The 18185-nt window shown below is 46.5% G+C and carries 20 protein-coding genes; 17 read left to right on the top strand and 3 right to left on the bottom strand.

Annotated features, from left to right (window positions below; genetic code table 11):
• The first annotated feature begins 4 nt into the window (after positions 1-4).
• From HCJ96_RS01465 to HCJ96_RS01435, 7 genes are all read left to right on the top strand, one after another.
• Positions 5-544 carry a thioredoxin-like domain-containing protein gene (locus HCJ96_RS01465; RefSeq protein ID WP_169209248.1) on the top strand — a complete coding sequence of 180 codons (540 nt, stop codon included), beginning with the start codon at positions 5-7 and terminating at the stop codon, positions 542-544.
• An 89-nt stretch (positions 545-633) separates the two neighbouring features.
• Entirely contained in the window at positions 634-996 is a 363-nt protein-coding gene (locus tag HCJ96_RS01460) for an MmcQ/YjbR family DNA-binding protein (protein WP_169209247.1), read from the top strand.
• A 627-nt stretch (positions 997-1623) separates the two neighbouring features.
• Positions 1624-2382 carry an alpha/beta hydrolase gene (locus HCJ96_RS01455; protein WP_246261053.1) on the top strand — a complete coding sequence of 253 codons (759 nt, stop codon included), beginning with the start codon at positions 1624-1626 and terminating at the stop codon, positions 2380-2382.
• 354 nt (positions 2383-2736) lie between these two features.
• Positions 2737-3051: a DUF6122 family protein gene (locus tag HCJ96_RS01450; RefSeq protein WP_169209246.1), complete on the top strand. Its 315-nt coding sequence runs from the start codon at positions 2737-2739 to the stop codon at positions 3049-3051.
• A gap of 125 nt (positions 3052-3176) precedes the next feature.
• Positions 3177-3413 carry a hypothetical protein gene (locus tag HCJ96_RS01445; protein ID WP_169209245.1) on the top strand — a complete coding sequence of 79 codons (237 nt, stop codon included), beginning with the start codon at positions 3177-3179 and terminating at the stop codon, positions 3411-3413.
• 326 nt (positions 3414-3739) lie between these two features.
• On the top strand, positions 3740-3910 hold the full coding sequence (locus tag HCJ96_RS01440; protein WP_169209244.1) for a KOW motif-containing protein: 171 nt from the start codon (positions 3740-3742) through the stop codon (positions 3908-3910).
• Positions 3911-4135: 225 nt separating this feature from the next.
• A complete protein-coding gene (locus HCJ96_RS01435; RefSeq protein ID WP_169209243.1) occupies positions 4136-4867 on the top strand; it encodes a substrate-binding periplasmic protein in 732 nt (243 codons plus the stop codon).
• 1 nt (position 4868) lies between these two features.
• Here the strand turns inward: HCJ96_RS01435 and HCJ96_RS01430 are convergent, their stop codons facing one another.
• Together HCJ96_RS01430 and rne are read right to left on the bottom strand one after the other, a co-directional pair.
• Complete coding sequence (locus HCJ96_RS01430; protein WP_169209242.1) at positions 4869-5855, bottom strand: oxidoreductase family protein; 987 nt, start codon at positions 5853-5855, stop codon at positions 4869-4871.
• A gap of 36 nt (positions 5856-5891) precedes the next feature.
• Positions 5892-8831, bottom strand: a complete 2940-nt coding sequence (gene rne, locus HCJ96_RS01425) for a ribonuclease E (protein WP_169209241.1) — start codon at positions 8829-8831, stop codon at positions 5892-5894.
• Positions 8832-9543: 712 nt separating this feature from the next.
• Here rne and rluC point away from each other — a divergent pair.
• Both rluC and HCJ96_RS01415 read left to right on the top strand, forming a co-directional pair.
• Entirely contained in the window at positions 9544-10488 is a 945-nt protein-coding gene (gene rluC / locus HCJ96_RS01420; protein WP_169209240.1) for a 23S rRNA pseudouridine(955/2504/2580) synthase RluC, read from the top strand.
• Positions 10485-11153 (top strand): HAD family hydrolase, encoded by a 669-nt coding sequence (locus HCJ96_RS01415; protein WP_169209239.1) that lies wholly within the window; start codon positions 10485-10487, stop codon positions 11151-11153. Before rluC ends, HCJ96_RS01415 begins: the two co-directional genes overlap by 4 nt.
• Here the strand turns inward: HCJ96_RS01415 and HCJ96_RS01410 are convergent.
• Positions 11138-11755, bottom strand: coding sequence for a Maf family protein (locus tag HCJ96_RS01410; protein WP_169209238.1), 618 nt, complete (start codon positions 11753-11755; stop codon positions 11138-11140). The two genes, HCJ96_RS01415 and HCJ96_RS01410, sit on opposite strands and share 16 nt — an antisense overlap.
• A 160-nt stretch (positions 11756-11915) precedes the next feature.
• On the opposite strand from HCJ96_RS01410, the gene yceD reads away from it, so the two are divergent.
• The 8 genes from yceD to fabF all read left to right on the top strand — a co-directional run bounded on the left by yceD (position 11916) and on the right by fabF (position 18089).
• On the top strand, positions 11916-12443 hold the full coding sequence (gene yceD, locus HCJ96_RS01405; RefSeq protein WP_169209237.1) for a 23S rRNA accumulation protein YceD: 528 nt from the start codon (positions 11916-11918) through the stop codon (positions 12441-12443).
• A 3-nt stretch (positions 12444-12446) separates the two neighbouring features.
• The gene (gene rpmF, locus HCJ96_RS01400) at positions 12447-12617 is read left to right on the top strand and encodes a 50S ribosomal protein L32 (RefSeq protein ID WP_169209236.1); all 171 of its coding nucleotides are present in this window, start codon (positions 12447-12449) and stop codon (positions 12615-12617) included.
• Between the two features lie 17 nt (positions 12618-12634).
• Positions 12635-13660, top strand: coding sequence for a phosphate acyltransferase PlsX (gene plsX / locus HCJ96_RS01395; protein ID WP_169209235.1), 1026 nt, complete (start codon positions 12635-12637; stop codon positions 13658-13660).
• Positions 13657-14622: a beta-ketoacyl-ACP synthase III gene (locus tag HCJ96_RS01390; protein ID WP_169209234.1), complete on the top strand. Its 966-nt coding sequence runs from the start codon at positions 13657-13659 to the stop codon at positions 14620-14622. The genes plsX and HCJ96_RS01390 overlap by 4 nt, the downstream gene beginning before the upstream one ends.
• 27 nt (positions 14623-14649) lie before the next feature.
• Positions 14650-15573 (top strand): ACP S-malonyltransferase, encoded by a 924-nt coding sequence (gene fabD, locus HCJ96_RS01385; RefSeq protein WP_169209233.1) that lies wholly within the window; start codon positions 14650-14652, stop codon positions 15571-15573.
• A 21-nt stretch (positions 15574-15594) separates the two neighbouring features.
• Positions 15595-16338 carry a 3-oxoacyl-ACP reductase FabG gene (gene fabG / locus HCJ96_RS01380; RefSeq protein ID WP_169209461.1) on the top strand — a complete coding sequence of 248 codons (744 nt, stop codon included), beginning with the start codon at positions 15595-15597 and terminating at the stop codon, positions 16336-16338.
• Positions 16339-16534: 196 nt separating this feature from the next.
• Complete coding sequence (gene acpP / locus HCJ96_RS01375; RefSeq protein ID WP_044056889.1) at positions 16535-16774, top strand: acyl carrier protein; 240 nt, start codon at positions 16535-16537, stop codon at positions 16772-16774.
• A 73-nt stretch (positions 16775-16847) separates the two neighbouring features.
• On the top strand, positions 16848-18089 hold the full coding sequence (gene fabF / locus HCJ96_RS01370; protein ID WP_169209232.1) for a beta-ketoacyl-ACP synthase II: 1242 nt from the start codon (positions 16848-16850) through the stop codon (positions 18087-18089).
• Positions 18090-18185: the final 96 nt, after the last annotated feature.

The following is an 18185-nucleotide window of genomic DNA, read 5'->3' as shown; positions in this document are numbered from 1 at the left end:
CGTAGTGAAACAAGTCAGGTTGTTACTATTTTTATTTATCCCGAGTATTTCCTGGGGCCAGTCATATGAAGAAAAAGTCGCAGTTTCTAAAGCTCTTATCGGGAAGCCTGTTCAAGCACATACTTTTTACACCTTAGATAAACAGTCATTTTCTTTTCAAAACCTCCAGGGAGAATTTATAGTCGCTTACTTTTTTGCGTCTTGGTGCTCGCCTTGCTATGGAACATTGGAAAACTTAGACAAAGCAATTAAAAATACTCCGCCAACTGTTCGCATTGTTGCCGTATCCCTAGACGAAGATTGGATTAAGCTTAAAAGAATGTTAGCAAAAACGGGGTTCTCAGGAGAGGTATGGAAGTCAGCCGATGCTAAATCCGTGCTTCGTGAGCGGCTTTTCGCTAATTATAGCGGTTCTCTTCCTTATATAATCCGAGTAGACCAACAGGGGATATTAATTGAGGGCGGTTCAGAAGTTAAAACAAGTGAGCAATGGTCAGCGATTATTTCTCAAAATGCCTCATTGAATGAAGCTAGTAAAATATAGCGAAGGGATAAATACATTCACTTCGCTCACGTGTTGTCCACATGTGCTAATTTATTGTGATGGTATTATTTGCCCGTCAGAGTAACCCAATGAATTACGATGAATTCAACTCTTTTTGCAAGGCTTTCCGAGCCACAACGCATGTGGTTCAGTGGGGTAATTCAGATGTGTGGAAAGTAGGCGGAAAAGTGTTCGCGATTGGCGGCTGGGAAAAAACAGGCAGTGCAGCGTTTACATTTAAAACATCCGAACAAAACTATCATTTTTTAGCGGCAAAACCCGGCTTCAGGCCAGCGCCTTACCTTGCATCGAGAGGCATGAAATGGATACAACTCTATGACTGCAGCCTGGCTGAAGGCGATGAGCTTGAATATTATCTTTCAGAGTCATACAGGATTGTTTCCCTGGGGCTTACAAAGAAAATGCAAAAAGAACTTGGACTAAATCAGTGATGGCATGATTATTTGGTTCCACTGATATTCAAGGATATCACTGCCGTTAATATGTAAAAATACGCGCAAAAAGTAGGCAAGGTTGAAATTAATTGCTAAGTTAGCAGGTGTAATCTCAATTCTTGATGGAGTGTGTGATGAAACTATGCAATAAAAAAAATAGTGCTATCAGCCTGTTATGGGCCTCGGCAATTTTATCCGCAGCCATCTTGGATGCTCCGCAATTTTTAACCCTGGTGTTATTACCTCTTCTAGGGTTTATGTCGGTGCTCCTTTTAAACAAAACCAGCCGCGTGTGAATTGTCAGCACGATTGGAGTTACCCTTTAAAATATCGCGCTTAATTAGCTATGCTATTAGCCGACGCATTATTACCGGCTGACCAATTGTCGTTTGCGCCTCATGCGCAAGTACATTATTTGAACCGGTACCGTTCATTGTAATGAAGGGGTGTCTGCCGCGATTTACTATATTTCCCCGCCACCAGTTTGATCTGGTTAAGTGTATGATTCTCAATCTTTATGTGAGCGGTGACGACAGCCGTTACTTACGATATAGTGGGATAACTTAAACCTTACCGAACGTTAACGGCCGTTGGTTATCACCTTTGAAAAAGAAATTTCTTAATTTGAAAGCTCTTCATCTGTTACTCTCCATGTTGTTTTGCTCGCTCGTGCATGCGCAGTCGCCCCAGGTGGATATTACTCTGCCACCGTCCTACGAAACTGAGATGTTGAAAAATTACCCCGTTATTTACTTATTGGACGGTAGAGCAAATCAAAGCATGCTCAAAGGCATGCTTGAGAGGCTTTATTTATCAGCGGGTTCTTATGAACATATCGTAGTGAGCATAGACGTTAACGATCGTTTAGATGAATTTGCGCCGACCATCAATAAGGACCCAAGGGGGCCGGTAGGAAAGGGAGGGGGAGCAGATAATTTTTTAGACTTTATAGAAAAAGAACTGATCCCACGCATCAATGAGAACTATCGAACAATCCCGCTTAATACCATCGCTGGTCACTCAGTGGCGGGACTGACCGTTATCCATAGTTTTCATTCACGGCCCCACCTTTTTCAATCCCATCTGGCTTTTAGCCCCGCTGTTTGGTGGGGGGCAAGAGAGACAGCCAAATCGGCCCAGCAGTATGTGGTTGCAGAAAACGAGGTCGGCACCTATCTGTATATGAATATTGGCAGTGAAGGTGGCGAGATGCGCTCGGTGTATGACTTATTTGCAGCTACCATTTTGGAAAACCGTTCAATCGATTTAACCTTAAGACTGAACGAATTTAACGATGTGGGGCACGATTTCACCATGGCGGCAGGGTTGTACAATGCGCTATCAGGGTTATATCAATACCAGCGAGTTAACGGTATAAAATGATCATTAAAACCTGTCATTAAATTTACTGGAGCAGGCATGAAGCAGCCTTGTTGGTCTCGTTTCTGTTAAATCTTGTGTGGCCACAGCCCTTGAATGGGCATAATTTTAAGCAGTGAAACAATGAAATCTATTTACCGTTACTTTATTATTTTCGCGTTACTTATAGCAGCAATATCTTCGTATAGTTGGGGTAATCAAACGGGGATGTTTATATTTATTATTCTGGGCTTTATCTTAGAAGGCGCTTTCTGGTTCGGGCTATTCCCGATTAAGCGAAGTAAGTAGCATTATCTGGCCACAGTGAGCCGCAATAAAAATTAATCACTCCAGTTTTTTGCGTTAACGGAGAGGCAGATGGTCCATTTGGCGTTACATTTTATTATTCCTCTTTTAATTGTTGCTGCATTTTATCGAAACAATTGGAAATGGGCTTACCTGATCCTCATGCTGACGATGCTGGTAGATTTGGATCATCTTCTCGCTACTCCAATATATGATCCCCAGCGCTGTAGTATTGGTTTTCATCCGCTACATAAAGTGTGGTTAATACCGCTGTATATATTGTTAATTTTGTTCCCTAAAAGCAGGCTAGTGGGATTGGGATTAACCTTGCATATGGCGCTGGACTCCGTAGATTGTCAGGTGACCAATGGCGTCTGGTCGAATTAATCTGCAAATTGAGAGGTGTTTGCATCAGGATAAGGTTGTCGCGGTAGGGCTTGTATGCCATTCAAAAACTGCTATGTTAACGCTGTATGCTGAAGAAAAATTATCAACAGTGCGGAGGAGATACGATGCCGATAACAAAATGGCTGGTGCAATATAGCATTGCGTTTCCACTGATATTTTTGCTTCTTGCAGGGGTACAGTATCTCAAAGGACACGCTATCGCTTATAGTATCGAATTTGGTTTGCTTTGGACGACGCTTTCAATCACTGTGTTTGCCCTTCGCCGAGCTTATATTTTTCGTAAAAATGTTCATTGTCACCTTTGCAATGATTTGCCTGCCGATGAGACTACAAAGAAGTAAACGTGCTAGCCATGTGATCTGCAGATTCGACTGCATCCATCGCTTAAGTTGCCGCCTCTACTAGTGTTTGGCAACGCTAATGACCACCCCGTAGTTACCCTGTTAAATAGATTGGTCATTTCAATACCCTACGTCTCAATTCAGTCAAGTGCCGCTATAATTGATAAAAGAACACGTCTGCAATGCGATAAACAGCGTGGGAAGGGGTGATCACACCTGCTAACCACGATAAATTATTTACTGCCGTAATGTGGAATATAAGCAGTTAAGTTAGAAGTGATTGCGGTAGTAACATGGTCATTTGACAGTAAAGTAAAGAGAGAAATATGGAAATTAAAGATGGCGATGCCTGTGAGGTGGTCGCTGGCACCCACAAGGGCAAGTCTGGTTTAGTGCGTGATGTGCATACCAGTAAAGGCGGCAATGTGACTATTACGGTAGTGCAGAAAAATGGTGGACGGTTTAAAACGCTGGCTAAGAATGTCAGGGTGGTGTGAAATGTTGTGCCGTTTATTCCCGGCTCCCTTTGGCGACTTAACTGAAATGCTGAATATTTCGCATATGCCTCAACCCCGTCACACATAGTATTTTCTGCATATGGCATAAAATTTTTATCGCCTGATCGCTAAGGTACTCTTTTATAAGTGATTAAAAAATAGCAATTGGTGAATGTGTCGGGGTATACTCTTACTCTAGCGGTAACAATAATAATAATAACATTCATGAAATTTAAATTAATTTCTGCGATATTGGTGCTATTTTCGTTTTCTGCTTCGGCAAAAGACACTCCGTTAATGATTGCAGTTAATGTGGGTCCGCCCTGGGCCTATTATGATGAGAACGGTGATGCTACCGGTATCGATGTTGAAGCCATCAGAGCAGTATTTACCGAATTAGGTTACACCACCCAATTTGCCGTTCTGCCTTATAACCGATTAATTAAAGAATTTAACGAACAAAAGTTCGATTTTGCCAGCCCGGCAGCATTTGCGTCCGCTGTGGGGACGCGCACCGTGCGTTATCTCCCGTATCATGATGTCGCAATAACCCGTAAAGCTGATGGGGTGAAGCTGGAGAACATAAGTGATCTGCGCAATAAGCGTATTGTGGCATATCAACATGCACAGCATGTGTTAGGCCCTGAGTTTGAACAGGCAGTTTCTTTTTCTAATTATATTGAATTAGCAGAGCGTGAGGTGCAGGTTAAGCTACTTGCCTTTGAGCGGGCGGATATTGTGGTTGGCGAAAGTCGCTTGCTTCATTACATATTGAATGAGCAACACGCTGAACTTGAAGTGACCACGCACCCCATTTTTCCGGTCAAACACTATGGCGGCATTGCGCTGGATGCAGCTATTGCCCGTCAATTTGATGAGGGCGTTGCACAGTTCATCGAAGAAGGGAAGTTCGACGCGCTGTTACAGAAGTGGGATCCCGCTTCAGGTCAGCGTTGAGCTAACACTTGTCTTTTTCAATTATGGCTAGCGCAAGCGCCGTTTGTTGCTGCAGATGTTCGTTGATCTTCCAATGCTGGGGTGACCAACCAGCCAGGAAGCGATGAAAGTCAGCACAAGCGATGGGGTACAGGTTTCTCCAGGCACGCTCCAGCTGTTTTATCTGATGTCCTTCCTGGCTTGCTGACAACGCACCTGCAAGTGTACAGAAATAGCGGTCAAGGCACGCTTCCCAACAGGCTAGCTGATCTTCATCACTTAACGCACTACCAATAAAATACGCCACATCAACAATGCCCGGCGCGCATCCGGGGTACTGAAAGTCTACCGCTGCACAGCGGGCAAAGTCAGCACTAAAGCAGAAATTCGCCACTTTGGCGTCACCGTGGATGATCGTTTGATAAGCGCAGGCACGCTGTAGCTCATCCAATCGGTGTGCAGCCGCTTTTAATTCACCGTCTTGCGTCTGTTTATATTCGTCCTCACGGGTACTTAAATGCCAATAGCCACCTTGTTGCCACAAACCCTCAGCAGGGTGGTGTAAAAAACGCGCGTGGAAGTTGGCCAGCCAGTCCAACACGGTGAAACATTGGTTGACGGATAGTTCGGTGGTCGTGCGTATAAAGCCCTGGTCCTTAAGATCGGCTAACGCGAACAGCCAGCCGTTGTCTAACTTTTTTAATCTATATGGCTGTGGTAATGGGGGGAGGGAGGTCTGTTTCGCAAAATACCGGTAAAAGTGCATTTCCACGTCAAAAGAGCGGCACTTGCGTAAGTGGCTGTGTTGAGTTGCCCAACCTTTAGGGTGTTGGCTTATTGATTGCGGTAGTTCTACTATCTTTACCACAACAGGGCCGCCATGCTGAAGTACGCAGCGAACACAGTAGCCATAGTCGTTCCACAATGGCTGAATTAACTCAATATCATTATGGGCTAAGAGAGGCAGATGCTGCTTTAGGGTGTCGACAAAATGATTGGGTGTAGACATAAAAAAGGCCACACCATGAGTGTGGCCGATTCACAGTTATTGACTTGGAGGTAGTGTCATAGGTGCATTGGCACCAGACTTTTTAAACTCCATGCTGGCCAATCGTCCTGAAACGTCAAGTGAAGGACGCGACGAGTCAGCGCGCGCGTTTAGCGCTATTTCACCAAAGCTTGCTTCAACTTCTGCTGGAAGCGCAGTAGGGTGTGAAACATTTACCTTGCCTTTACTACTTGCCATCCAGACGGGGGCCGTGGACTTGCCAGACCCAGGTTCAACCGCTTTACTGGTTTTCTCCGGCGCTACGATCTCGTCAGTTACAGTTTCCTGCCCGGCGTCGCTTTGAACAACCTGGTCTTTCACTTCAGGTTCTGCCGCGACGGCAGATTCACCAGCAAGGTCAATTTCAACCTGCTTGGGTTCTTCCTGCTGTGAGGAAACCTCAGATGTAGTGTTTTCTTTTGCTGCTTGTTGCACTGCTGTATCGTCAGGTAAGTCAAACTGTAACTCATCCTGTTTGACTTCAGCACGGGCTGTCGTGGCCTCAGGGGTGGCTTCTTCACCGTCTGCTTTATCGCCAGTCTTTTTACGACGTTGACCCGCTGCGCGCACGTGACGAGGAGAGCGTCTGCTTCTACTACGAGCTGCTGCACTTTCGTTCTCGTCCTGGTCATTTGCAGCCACTTCAGGCTCGGTTACCTGCTCAGCTTTTTCTTCACTGGCATCTGTGTGTGTGGCTGCCGGCTTTTCTGGTGCTGATTTAGCAGCAGGCTTTGCCTCCGGTTGCTTTTCAGTCGATTTTTCAGCACGTTTTGGTGCAGGTTTTTCAGCCTGTCGGGTGGGCTTAGTCACCGTTTTTTCAACGGATTCTTCGGCCTGGCCAACTTGCTGAGTTTCCACACTGCTGTCAGCATCCTGAACGCGAACACTGCGTCTGCCATCGCGACGCTTACGACGCTCGGCAACCTGCTTCTTGCGATTGGATGAGGATTTGTCCTGTCCATCTTTTGATTCGGTATTATCCTGCGCTTTTACCGCATTATCCTGCGTTTTTACATTATCATCCTGCGTGTTTCTGCGGTTACGATTCTTATTACGCGAACGCTTATCATCTGAGCGCTGGTTAGAATCGTCTCGGCTGTCCTGCGAGGGGCGCTCATTACGTTTGTTCTTATTACTACGTGGGCGACGTGGCTTTCTGTCGTCGTCACTGCGTGAGCGGGAACGTGATGATGGCTTATTGCGATTGTCGCTGGTTGATTTACTTTCTTCTTGCTCGCTACCGGCAGAGAACAAATTTTTAATCCAGCCAGAAATCTTCTTCACCAATGAGTCTGAAGGTTTCTCTACTTTTCGTTCCGTCTGGGTAACCACTGGTGCCTGTGTTGGCGCAACCAGCCCCTGGAGCGCAGGCTCTTCGCGCTTACCAATTGCGGCAGAAGGCTTAGTGGTTTCTGCTTCACTCAGCTCCGCTAATTCAATGTTATAGCTGACTTCGTTAACTTTCTCTTCCGGGCGTCTGCGGGTGACCTGATAGTGTGGTGTCTGCAGATTCGCGTTAGGAATGAGTACCAGCTCAACGCCATAGCGTTTTTCGATGGTGCGCACTGAGCGACGTTTTTCGTTCAGCAGATAGGTGGCTACCGAGACCGGCAACTGCGCTTCAATTTGACCGGTATTATCTTTGATCGCTTCTTCTTCGATAATACGCAAAATAGATAACGCCAGTGATTCAGTGCCGCGTATGGTGCCATGCCCGGAACAGCGAGGACATACGTGATGCGCTGATTCCCCTAAAGACGGACGCAGACGCTGACGGGACATTTCTAACAACCCGAAACGCGAAATACGGCCTAGCTGCACTCGGGCGCGATCGTTTCTGACCGCGTCTTTCATGCGGTTTTCAACTTCGCGTTGATGGCGTACCGGAGTCATGTCAATAAAGTCAATCACAACCAGGCCACCCAGGTCACGTAAGCGTAACTGACGGGCAATCTCGTCGGCTGCTTCCAGGTTGGTATTGAACGCGGTTTCCTCGATGTCACCACCTTTGGTCGCGCGCGCTGAGTTGATATCAATGGATGTCAACGCTTCGGTTGGGTCAATAACAATAGAACCACCAGAAGGCAGGCGCACTTCACGTTGAAAAGCTGATTCTATCTGGCTTTCAATTTGGAAATGACTGAATAACGGTACGTCACCATTATACTGTTTAACGCGGTTAGCAAAATCAGGGCGAACCAGGCGAATATGTTGTAACGCCTGCTCGTAGACGCTGGTTTTATCGATTAGGATTTCACCAATGTCTCGACGAAGATAATCGCGAATCGCTCTGACAATAACATTGCTTTCCTGATGGATCAGGAAGGGAGCCGAGCGCTCTTTAGCGACATTTGAAACCGCTTCCCAGTGGGTAAGCAGCACTTTTAAGTCCCAGTCTAATTCTTCAAACGATTTGCCCACACCCGCGGTACGCACGATTAAACCCATACCTTCAGGCAGGTTAAGTTTATTCAGCGAATCTTTAAGCTCGGTGCGCTCATCGCCCTCAATACGACGGGAGATACCGCCAGCACGCGGATTGTTTGGCATTAGTACCAAATAGCTGCCAGCAAGAGACAAAAACGTGGTTAACGCCGCGCCTTTTTGGCCGCGCTCTTCTTTGTCAATCTGAACAATGACTTCCTGACCTTCTTTGATCACGTCTTTGATGTTAGGACGGCCGTCAAATCTGTAGCCATCAGGGAAGTAAGTGCGGGCAATTTCTTTTAAGGGAAGGAAACCGTGACGTTCTGCGCCGTAATCGACAAAGGCAGCTTCTAAACTGGGTTCAACCCGCGTTATTTTGCCTTTATAGATGTTGGCTTTTTTTTGCTCGTGTCCAGGACTTTCTATATCAAGATCGTACAACCGTTGCCCATCAACCAGGGCAACCCGCAACTCTTCTTGTTGAGTTGCATTTATTAACATTCTTTTCATTGTATCTAACTCTGCATAAACAGCCGCCTAGACACAAAATTAAAGTGACATGTGCAAACCCTCACCGCGCAACCTCACGGCTGGACGGGGACTCTGTTGTTATGTCGCATTACCCAATAAATACTTTTTTTAGCGCTAAGATTCTCATGTAAGCGCGTCTCTTGGGTGTCGGGAACGACTGCCCTGATAACTATTCAAATGTAATTTTCTACACTGGCTTTTTGCCAACATAGCTGTCAATTCAATTCTGTAATACTAAACGGCGAACTTCGTTGTTTGTTACGTCATATCGCAGGGTGTTCAAAAATGCTTTAGTACTGCATTTTTTACTACTTTGGCGCTTACATTTTTAGGCTGGCCAACGCGAAAGAGCATGGTTTTTACTTAACAGTTTGTTCAACCGATTTTATTTTCATGGAGCGTATTGACCTTTACAGTTTCGTTTTTAAACCGCAAAGATCAACACGCTCTTAACTTCTGAAAATAAAACATAGGGATTATGGCATTAAACTAAGCAACTTAGCAAGAAATCCTTTGTTCCTTTTCACTATTCTCGTTGCACTTCTCAAAGCAATGACGGCTAAATCAGGTGTACCCGCAATGCAGGCACGGGTTTGCCTCTATAGTTAGCGCCAATACATATTAGGGCACGCCAATTTTGTTTACGTCAAAGCATAGCCTTGTCGCAACTGAATGCAGTATACTGCGCGCCATGAAAACAGAAGTGAATAATACAGTCAGATTTATCGACGTTGACGAGGAGTATGCTGGTCAGCGTATTGATAACTTTTTAAAAACGCAGTTAAAGGGCGTGCCCAAGAGCATGATCTATCGCATCCTGCGCAAGGGTGAGGTGCGCGTAAATAAAGGGCGCGTGAAACCTGAATACAAGCTATGTGCCAATGACGTGGTGAGGGTGCCTCCGGTAAGGGTATCGGAAACCCCGTCTACGCCTTCCCCTAAATTGCAAAAGGTGGCTGAACTGGAATCACAGATTCTGTTTGAAGACGACCGTTTGCTGGTGATCAATAAAGCCTCAGGTACAGCGGTGCACGGTGGCAGTGGCTTAAGTTTTGGCTTGATAGAAGGTTTGCGGGCGCTGCGCCCTGAAGCGAAGTTTCTGGAACTGGTGCATCGTCTGGATCGTGATACCTCCGGTTGTATTTTAATCGCCAAAAAGCGGTCTGCACTCAGACACATGCACGAACAACTTCGCCACGGTCAAATGGATAAGCGCTATCAGGCATTGGTTGCCGGGCAGTGGCCGGAAACGCGATTTAAAGTGAAAGCACCATTGCAAAAAAACGTTTTGCAGTCCGGTGAGCGACTGGTCAATGTTAACGAACAGGGAAAACCGTCGGAAACCCGCTATCGTATTTTACAGCAATTTGACCAGGCAACCTTAGTTGAAGCCTCCCCGATAACAGGACGGACGCATCAAATCCGGGTGCATTGCCAGCACGCAGGCCACCCCATCGCCTGTGATCCAAAGTATGGTGATGCAGAATTTGATGCCTATGTGCAGAGTAAAGGGTTACAACGCCTGTTTTTGCACGCAGTAAAAATCAGTTTATTACATCCTAAAACAGAGCAACGGATTTCGTTTGAAGCACCATTGGATGAGCAGCTACAAAGTATTTTAAGGCAGTTAGCATGAAGCAGTACGAACTCATTATCTTTGACTGGGATGGCACCTTAATGGATTCAGCGGCCAAAATTGTCAGTTGTATGCAAATTGCAGCACGCGAGTGCGACTTACCGGTACCGACGTTTGAGCAGGTCAGTCACATTATCGGCATCAGTTTAAAACCTGCTATCAAGCAGCTGTTTCAAATTGAAGATGAAGCAACTGCAGAGCGCCTGACACAGGTGTACAAAACGATTTATCTGCAAAAAGATACCACCCCCTGTCCGTTATTTGACGGGGTGGAGACAATGCTGGCGCAGTTAAAGGCCCGTGGGCTTACCCTCGGCGTTGCTACGGGAAAAGCGCGACGAGGACTGGACAGAGCGTGGCGTAATACCGATACCGGGCAATTCTTTTCCGTTTCGCGTTGTGCTGATGAAGCCGATTCTAAACCTTCACCTGACATGCTGTTACAAATTTTAGCTGAAACCGGTATCTCTGCCGAGAAGGCACTAATGGTCGGTGACACCACTTACGATATGGCCATGGCACAGGCGATAGGCATGGATAGAGTGGGCGTGTCTTACGGTGTGCATGCAGCGGTAAACCTGCAAGCGCATGAGCCGTTAACCATAGTGCACAGTATCGAAGAACTCAGTAAATTTTTATTTAATGACACTCAGGCCACGGGTTGAGTAGCCAGTCTAAGCAAATCGATATCGAATTCGGCCAGCATTTCACGCAATAAAATTACCGGCATACCTATTAATGCGTTGGGGTCGCGGGAACTCAGCTCGTCGAGTAACAATATGCCTTTGCCTTCTGCTTTAAAACTCCCTGCGCAGTCGTAAGGCTGCTCGCAGTGTAAATAGGCGTCGATATCGGCGTCGCTTAACTGCCTGAAGTTGACTTTGGTGATTTCAGTGCGCACCAGCTGTTTGTTGCTGCTCGCGCAGTGCAAACAGACTACGCTGTAGAATATGACGGTTTTTCCCTGACACTGAGTGAGTTGTTGTTTCGCCTTGGTGAAGTTGCCCGCTTTTCCCAGTAATAGCGCTTCACCATTAATGTCAACGCTGGCAGTCTGATCACTACCGATGACAATGGCGTCAGGAAACTGTTCTGCAATTTTACGGGCTTTCGCCAATGCGAGTCTTTCGGCCAGCTGTTGTGGTGCCTCAGCTGAATGGGGCGATTCGTCAATATCCGGCGAGGCTGAATCGACCTTCAACCCTAGCTGGGCCAACTGTTGTTTGCGGTAGGGTGATGAGCTGGCTAAGATAATTTTTGCTGACATAACCTTTTTCTATAATACTGAGTAGACGCCTGTTTGTGGCGAAATTGAGGTTACCTGACCCGACATGTAGCAAGGTATGCATTTAGCAGTACAAAAAATGACGGGTTAAAGTGAACAAACCTTTGACATAAAACGGTTGACTCTATATTATGCGCGCCCTATGCAGAAAGTGAAATTACCGCAATCGGTCGATCCATTCAAGAGTGCAATGAAACGCTCTGATTATCAGGGTATTGTTGCATCCAAAGATATGGAAAGGCTATTAGATGCTGTTGTCACCTGTGACGATGCAGTTGAAGTGGAAGTGCAGTTCGAAAAAGACGCGCAGGGTCTTACTGTTTTTCACGGCAACTTGTCGACACAAGTATCACTTATCTGTCAGCGGTGTAATGGTGAGTTTACTTACCCGCTTCATGTAGAATTCTGTTACAGCCCAGTGCAGGGGTCAGAAGATACTGAAGTATTACCCGAAGCTTACGATCCGGTAGAGGTCAACGACCATGGAGAAGTTAATTTACTTCAGTTATTTGAAGACGAATTGATTTTGTCGTTGCCCCTGGTAGCCCTTCATGCAGAGGAGGATTGCCCGGTGGGTGAAGATGATATGCAGTTTGGCAAAATTTCACCGGAACAAGAGCGACCAAACCCTTTCGCGGTTTTGAAAGAACTTAAGCGAGACCAGGAGTAAGTTATGGCAGTACAACAAAATCGTAAAACGCGTTCTAAGCGCGGCATGCGTCGTTCACACGATGCATTGACAGGCGCGACTTTGTCTGTCGATTCAACGTCGGGTGAAACACACCGTCGTCATCACGTAACCGTTGACGGTTACTATAAAGGCAAAAAAGTCATCGATCGCTAAGCGACCGGTTAACAATTTTGTCTAAACTAACCATTGCGTTAGATATCATGGGGGGCGATCATGGTCCCCCAGTTACTCTTCCCGCAGCTATCAAAGCTATTCAGCAGCATGCTGAATTCCATTTCATATTATGTGGTAAAGAATCAGCTATTGCGCCTTATCTGCAATCGTTGACAACTCAGCAACGCGAACGTGTCACCCTGGAACATTGCGAACAGGTAGTGGAAATGGGGGAATCACCCACCTCAGCGTTACGCACTAAAAAATCCTCGTCGATGCGCAGGGTAATTGAACTCGTAAATGAAGGTGTAGCTGATGCCTGTGTTAGCGCAGGTAATACCGGGGCGTTATTAACCCTGGCGTTCTATATTCTCAAAACCTTACCTGGTATTGACCGACCCGCGTTGATTTCGATGATGCCGACGGCTGATCATCATAAAGTATTTTTGCTGGACTTAGGTGCCAATGTGAACTGTACGTCAGAAACTTTGTTTCAGTATGGTGTTATGGGGTCAGTGCTAGCAGAGCAGATTAGTGGCATTGAAAACCCCAGAGTGGCGCTGCTGAACGTCGGTGAAGAAGATATTAAAGGCAATGCTCAGGTCAAACATGCTGACCAGTTATTTAAGCAAGCAGCAGAACTTAACTATATAGGCTATGTCGAAGGTGATGACATTTTCACCGATAACGCCGATGTGGTAGTAACCGATGGCTTCACCGGTAACGTGGCATTAAAATCCAGTGAAGGATTGGCTAAACTGGTTATAAGCGAGCTACGGCAACAGTCTCAGGCGAATTTATTTACCCGCATGATGGCGAAAATTGCCCTGCCGTTATTAAAATCTATCTATAATCGGGTGAACCCCGACCAGTATAACGGCGCCAGTTTGATAGGATTGCGCGGAATTGTTGTAAAGAGTCATGGCAATGCCTCTTCAGACGCTTTTTACTATGCCATTGTAGAAGCAATGCAGGAAGCGCGAATTGGTGTACCAGAAAAAATTAAAAACAAAATAGAAACCGTTTTGTTGGAGCAGCTTTGAGCAAATTTTCCCGAATTATTGGAACCGGTAGTTATTATCCCAGCGAAGTAAGAACGAACGCTGACCTTGAACTGATGGTCGATACCAGCGATAAATGGATAACTGACCGCACCGGCATTAAAGAACGCCGCATCATTGGCGCAGATGAAACTGCTGCGACAATGGGCGCTGAAGCAAGTAAAAAAGCAATTGAAGCGGCCGATATTGATCTTAAATCGATTGATATGATTGTATGCGCCACTACCAGTGGTCGTTATGCACTGCCATCTTCAGCCTGCGAGATTCAACAGATTTTAGGCCTTGATGGGATCCCTGCGTTTGACGTTGCAGCGGCTTGTGCCGGGTACTGCTACGCGCTAAGTGTGGCTGATCAATACATTAAGTCCGGCATGGCAAAACGCATTTTAGTGGTGGGTACAGACTGCTTGAGTCGTCTGGTTAACCCTGCCGACCGCACCATGGTGATTTTATTTGGTGATGCGGCGGGGGCAACGGTTATCGAAGCCAGTGACGAACCCGGGATCTTGTCTACGCACATTCATGCTGCCGGCTCTTATGGCAATTTACTTTATGTTGGCAACCCTACACGTGGTGATGAACAATCCATCCACGACAATTGGGGCGTCATGAAGGGCAATGAAGTCTTCAAAGTCGCGGTAAATAAGCTCTCAGAAGTGGTGGAAGAAACACTGGCGGCCAACAATATGGCAAAGTCTGACCTGGACTGGCTGGTGCCGCATCAGGCCAACTTCAGAATTATCAAAGCAACGGCAAAAAAATTAGATATGTCGTTAGATCAGGTGGTTCTTACTTTGGAAAACTACGGCAATACTTCCGCGGCAACGGTCCCTACCGCTTTGGATACTGCTATCAGAGATGGTCGAATCCAGCGTGGTCAACACCTGTTGCTGGAAGCATTTGGTGGTGGATTTGCCTGGGCTTCTGCTCTTGTTCGTTATTAAATTATCTGTTTTCGATAAGGAATATTTATGACCACGACTGCATGCGTGTTTCCCGGTCAGGGATCACAGTCTACTGGTATGCTCAATGATCTGGCGCAGTCTCACTCTGTGATTACCGATACGTTTGGTGAGGCATCAGAAGTGCTAGGTTACGATTTATGGGCGACAGTGCAGGAAAACAAAGACAATAAACTTGATGAAACTCACGTTACCCAACCTGCCATTTTAACCGCCAGTGTGGCGATATGGCGCGCCATGGCCGCACAAAGCTCAAGCTATGCTTATCTGGCCGGCCACAGTTTAGGCGAATATTCAGCGTTAGTCTGTGCAGGCGCACTCAATTTTGCGGATGCGGTCAAACTGGTAGAAGCTCGCGGTCAATTTATGCAACAGGCTGTTCCTGCTGGAACGGGTGCCATGTATGCCATTATCGGGCTCGAGGATGACAAGATTGCACAAATCTGTCAGCAAATTGCCAGCGACACCGGTCAGGTCATCTCGCCAGTTAACTTTAATTCCCCTGGTCAGGTGGTGATTGCAGGCGAAAAAAATGCGGCCGAAAAAGCCGGTGAAGCCTGCAAAGAAGCCGGTGCAAAACGTGCATTACCGCTTGCGGTCAGTGTGCCGTCACATTGTGATTTAATGCGCCCGGCTGCCGAAAAACTTGAGCAGGCATTGCAGGAAATTGAAATTAAATCGCCTCAAATTGCGGTGATCAATAATGTCGATGTCACCATTGAAACCGATCCAGCGGCGATTAAAAGCGCATTAGTTCGTCAGTTATATTGCCCCGTACAGTGGACCAGAACGGTTGAGTTTATGGCCGCGCAGGGCGTAACCAGCCTGCTGGAAGTAGGCCCCGGTAAAGTGTTAACAGGTCTGGCCAAACGTATCGACAAGTCATTACAGGCCTCAGCGATCAACACACCTGAATCACTTGCTGAATTGTAATGTAAAAGGTTAAAAATAATGATGCAAAATCAATTAAACGACAAAGTGGTGTTAGTCACTGGCGCGTCGCGGGGAATTGGCAAAGCCATCGCCCTGGAATTGGCGAGTCAGGGAGCGAAGGTTATTGGTACTGCCACTTCGCCCAATGGTGCCGATGCCATTACCGAGTATCTAAATACTTCGGGTGGTAAAGGCATGGTGCTGAATGTCACCGACAAAGCGTCGATCGATGATGGCCTTAAGGCAATCAATGATGAGTTTGGCAGTATTGATATTTTAGTTAATAATGCAGGCATCACGCGAGATAATTTGTTGATGCGAATGAAAGAAGAAGAGTGGAGTGATATCTTAGATACCAATCTGACTTCTATTTTTTTACTGTCAAAAGCGGTGCTGCGCGGCATGATGAAAAAGCGCTATGGTCGTATTGTTAATGTGGGCTCGGTGGTGGGCAGCACAGGCAATCCAGGCCAGGCGAATTACGCTGCAGCAAAAGCGGGAGTGGTCGGCTTCACCAAATCCATGGCGCGTGAAGTGGCGTCTCGTGGCATTACAATTAACGTTGTTGCGCCCGGATTCATCGATACCGACATGACTAAATCATTGACAGATGAGCAAAGAGAGGCGATCTTTAAGGACATTCCTGCCAACAGGCTAGGGAAGCCGGAAGAAATTGCTGCAACCGTTGCCTTTTTAGTAAGCGAAGGGGCGGCGTATATCTCAGGTGAAACTATTCATGTGAATGGTGGCATGTTTATGAGTTAATTGCGTTTTATCGCAATTAATTTCTTTTGTGAACAATTAGTTAAGGTGCTTGCACGTTAATTAATTGTTCATTAGACTTTGGTAGATCGCTGGTTTGACCAGAAAAGAAGTTTCATCTGGGGCTTGCAAGCTGATATCTTGCAAAATAAACTAGCGAAAATTTTATATCTAGTGACGTTAAGGGAAACCTAGAATTATGAGTAACATTGAAGAACGCGTTAAAAAGATCATCGTTGAGCAGCTTGGCGTGAAAGAAGAAGAAGTAAAACCTGAAGCCTCATTTGTAGATGACTTAGGCGCAGATTCACTTGACACTGTAGAGCTGGTAATGGCGCTGGAAGAAGAGTTTGATACTGAGATTCCAGACGAAGAAGCTGAAAAGATTACTACAGTTCAGTCTGCAATCGACTACATCAACGCGAATAAAGACGCGTAAGACACTCTAGCAAAGCGGCTCTCTCGAGCCGTTTTCTGTTTTACCTACCTTAGTTCCAATGCGAGGGCTTTTTGTGACAAAACGTCGCGTAGTGGTTACTGGTCTTGGCATGTTATCTCCACTGGGTCAGTCGGTTGATCAGACCTGGCAGCGTTTGCTTGCGGGCGAAAGTGGTATTGGAGATATCACTCTTTTTGATTGTAGTAACTATTCAACCCGATTTGCTGGTCAGGTTAATGACTTTGATCCGCAGGAATATATTGATAAGAAAGAAGCAAAGAAAATGGACCGGTTTATCCAGTTCGGTGTCGCTGCGGGTAAGCAGGCGCTGGCACATTCCGGTTTTATAGTGGATGCAAACAATGCTCATCGTGTGGGCGTGGCCATTGGTTCAGGCATTGGTGGTCTGGAAATGATTGAAGCTAATCATTCCAAGCTGCTTAACAGCGGGCCAAAACGGGTTTCACCTTTCTTTGTACCATCGACTATCACGAATATGATTTCTGGCTTCCTGTCCATAATGGAAGGCCTGAAAGGACCAAATTTAAATATTGTGACCGCCTGTACCACAGGAGTTCATAATATTGGTGTGGCTGCACGCACCATAGCGTATGGCGATGCCGATGCCATGTTGGCCGGTGGCGCTGAAGCTTCTATTACGCCGCTGGGCGTTTCAGGCTTTGCAGCTGCGCGCGCCTTATCCAGTCGCAACGACGATCCGACAGCGGCCAGTCGCCCCTGGGATAAAGATCGTGACGGTTTTGTGATGGGTGAAGGTGCCGGTGTTGTGATGCTTGAGGAATACGAAGCAGCCAAGGCGAGAGGGGCTACCATCTACGCAGAACTGGTTGGTTTTGGTATGAGTGGTGATGCCTATCACATGACCTCGCCACCCGAATCTGGAGAAGGTGCTGCGGCCTCAATGGAGAACGCACTGAAAGATGCGGGTTTAACCGTTGATAAAATCGGTTATATCAATGCTCACGGTACGTCTACGCCAGCGGGTGATGTGGCGGAAGTCGCTGCGGTTAAACGGGTATTTGGCGAGGCGGCTAAATCATTACTGGTCAGTTCGACCAAGTCTATGACAGGTCACCTGCTTGGCGCTGCGGGCGCAGTAGAAGCGATTTTTACTGTTCTAGCGCTTAGAGACAAAATGGCGCCACCAACGATCAACCTGGATAACCCGGGTGAAGGGTGCGATCTAGATTTTGTTGCCCATAAAGCCAAACCGTTTTCACAAGAGTTTGCCTTGTGCAACTCGTTTGGATTTGGTGGAACCAACGGTTCTCTTATTTTCAAACGTGTAGATTGATGTGGTAAAGAGATAGCTGACGCTATCTCTTTTTTCACTGACACCGTTTTATTACCTCTTTTTTTGCCACTGACAAATCAGAATTCTTTTAGTTAA

The organism is Alteromonas ponticola, assembly GCF_012911815.1.
Classification (GTDB): domain Bacteria; phylum Pseudomonadota; class Gammaproteobacteria; order Enterobacterales; family Alteromonadaceae; genus Alteromonas; species Alteromonas ponticola.
This window is presented reverse-complemented; position numbering and strand designations above follow the sequence as displayed.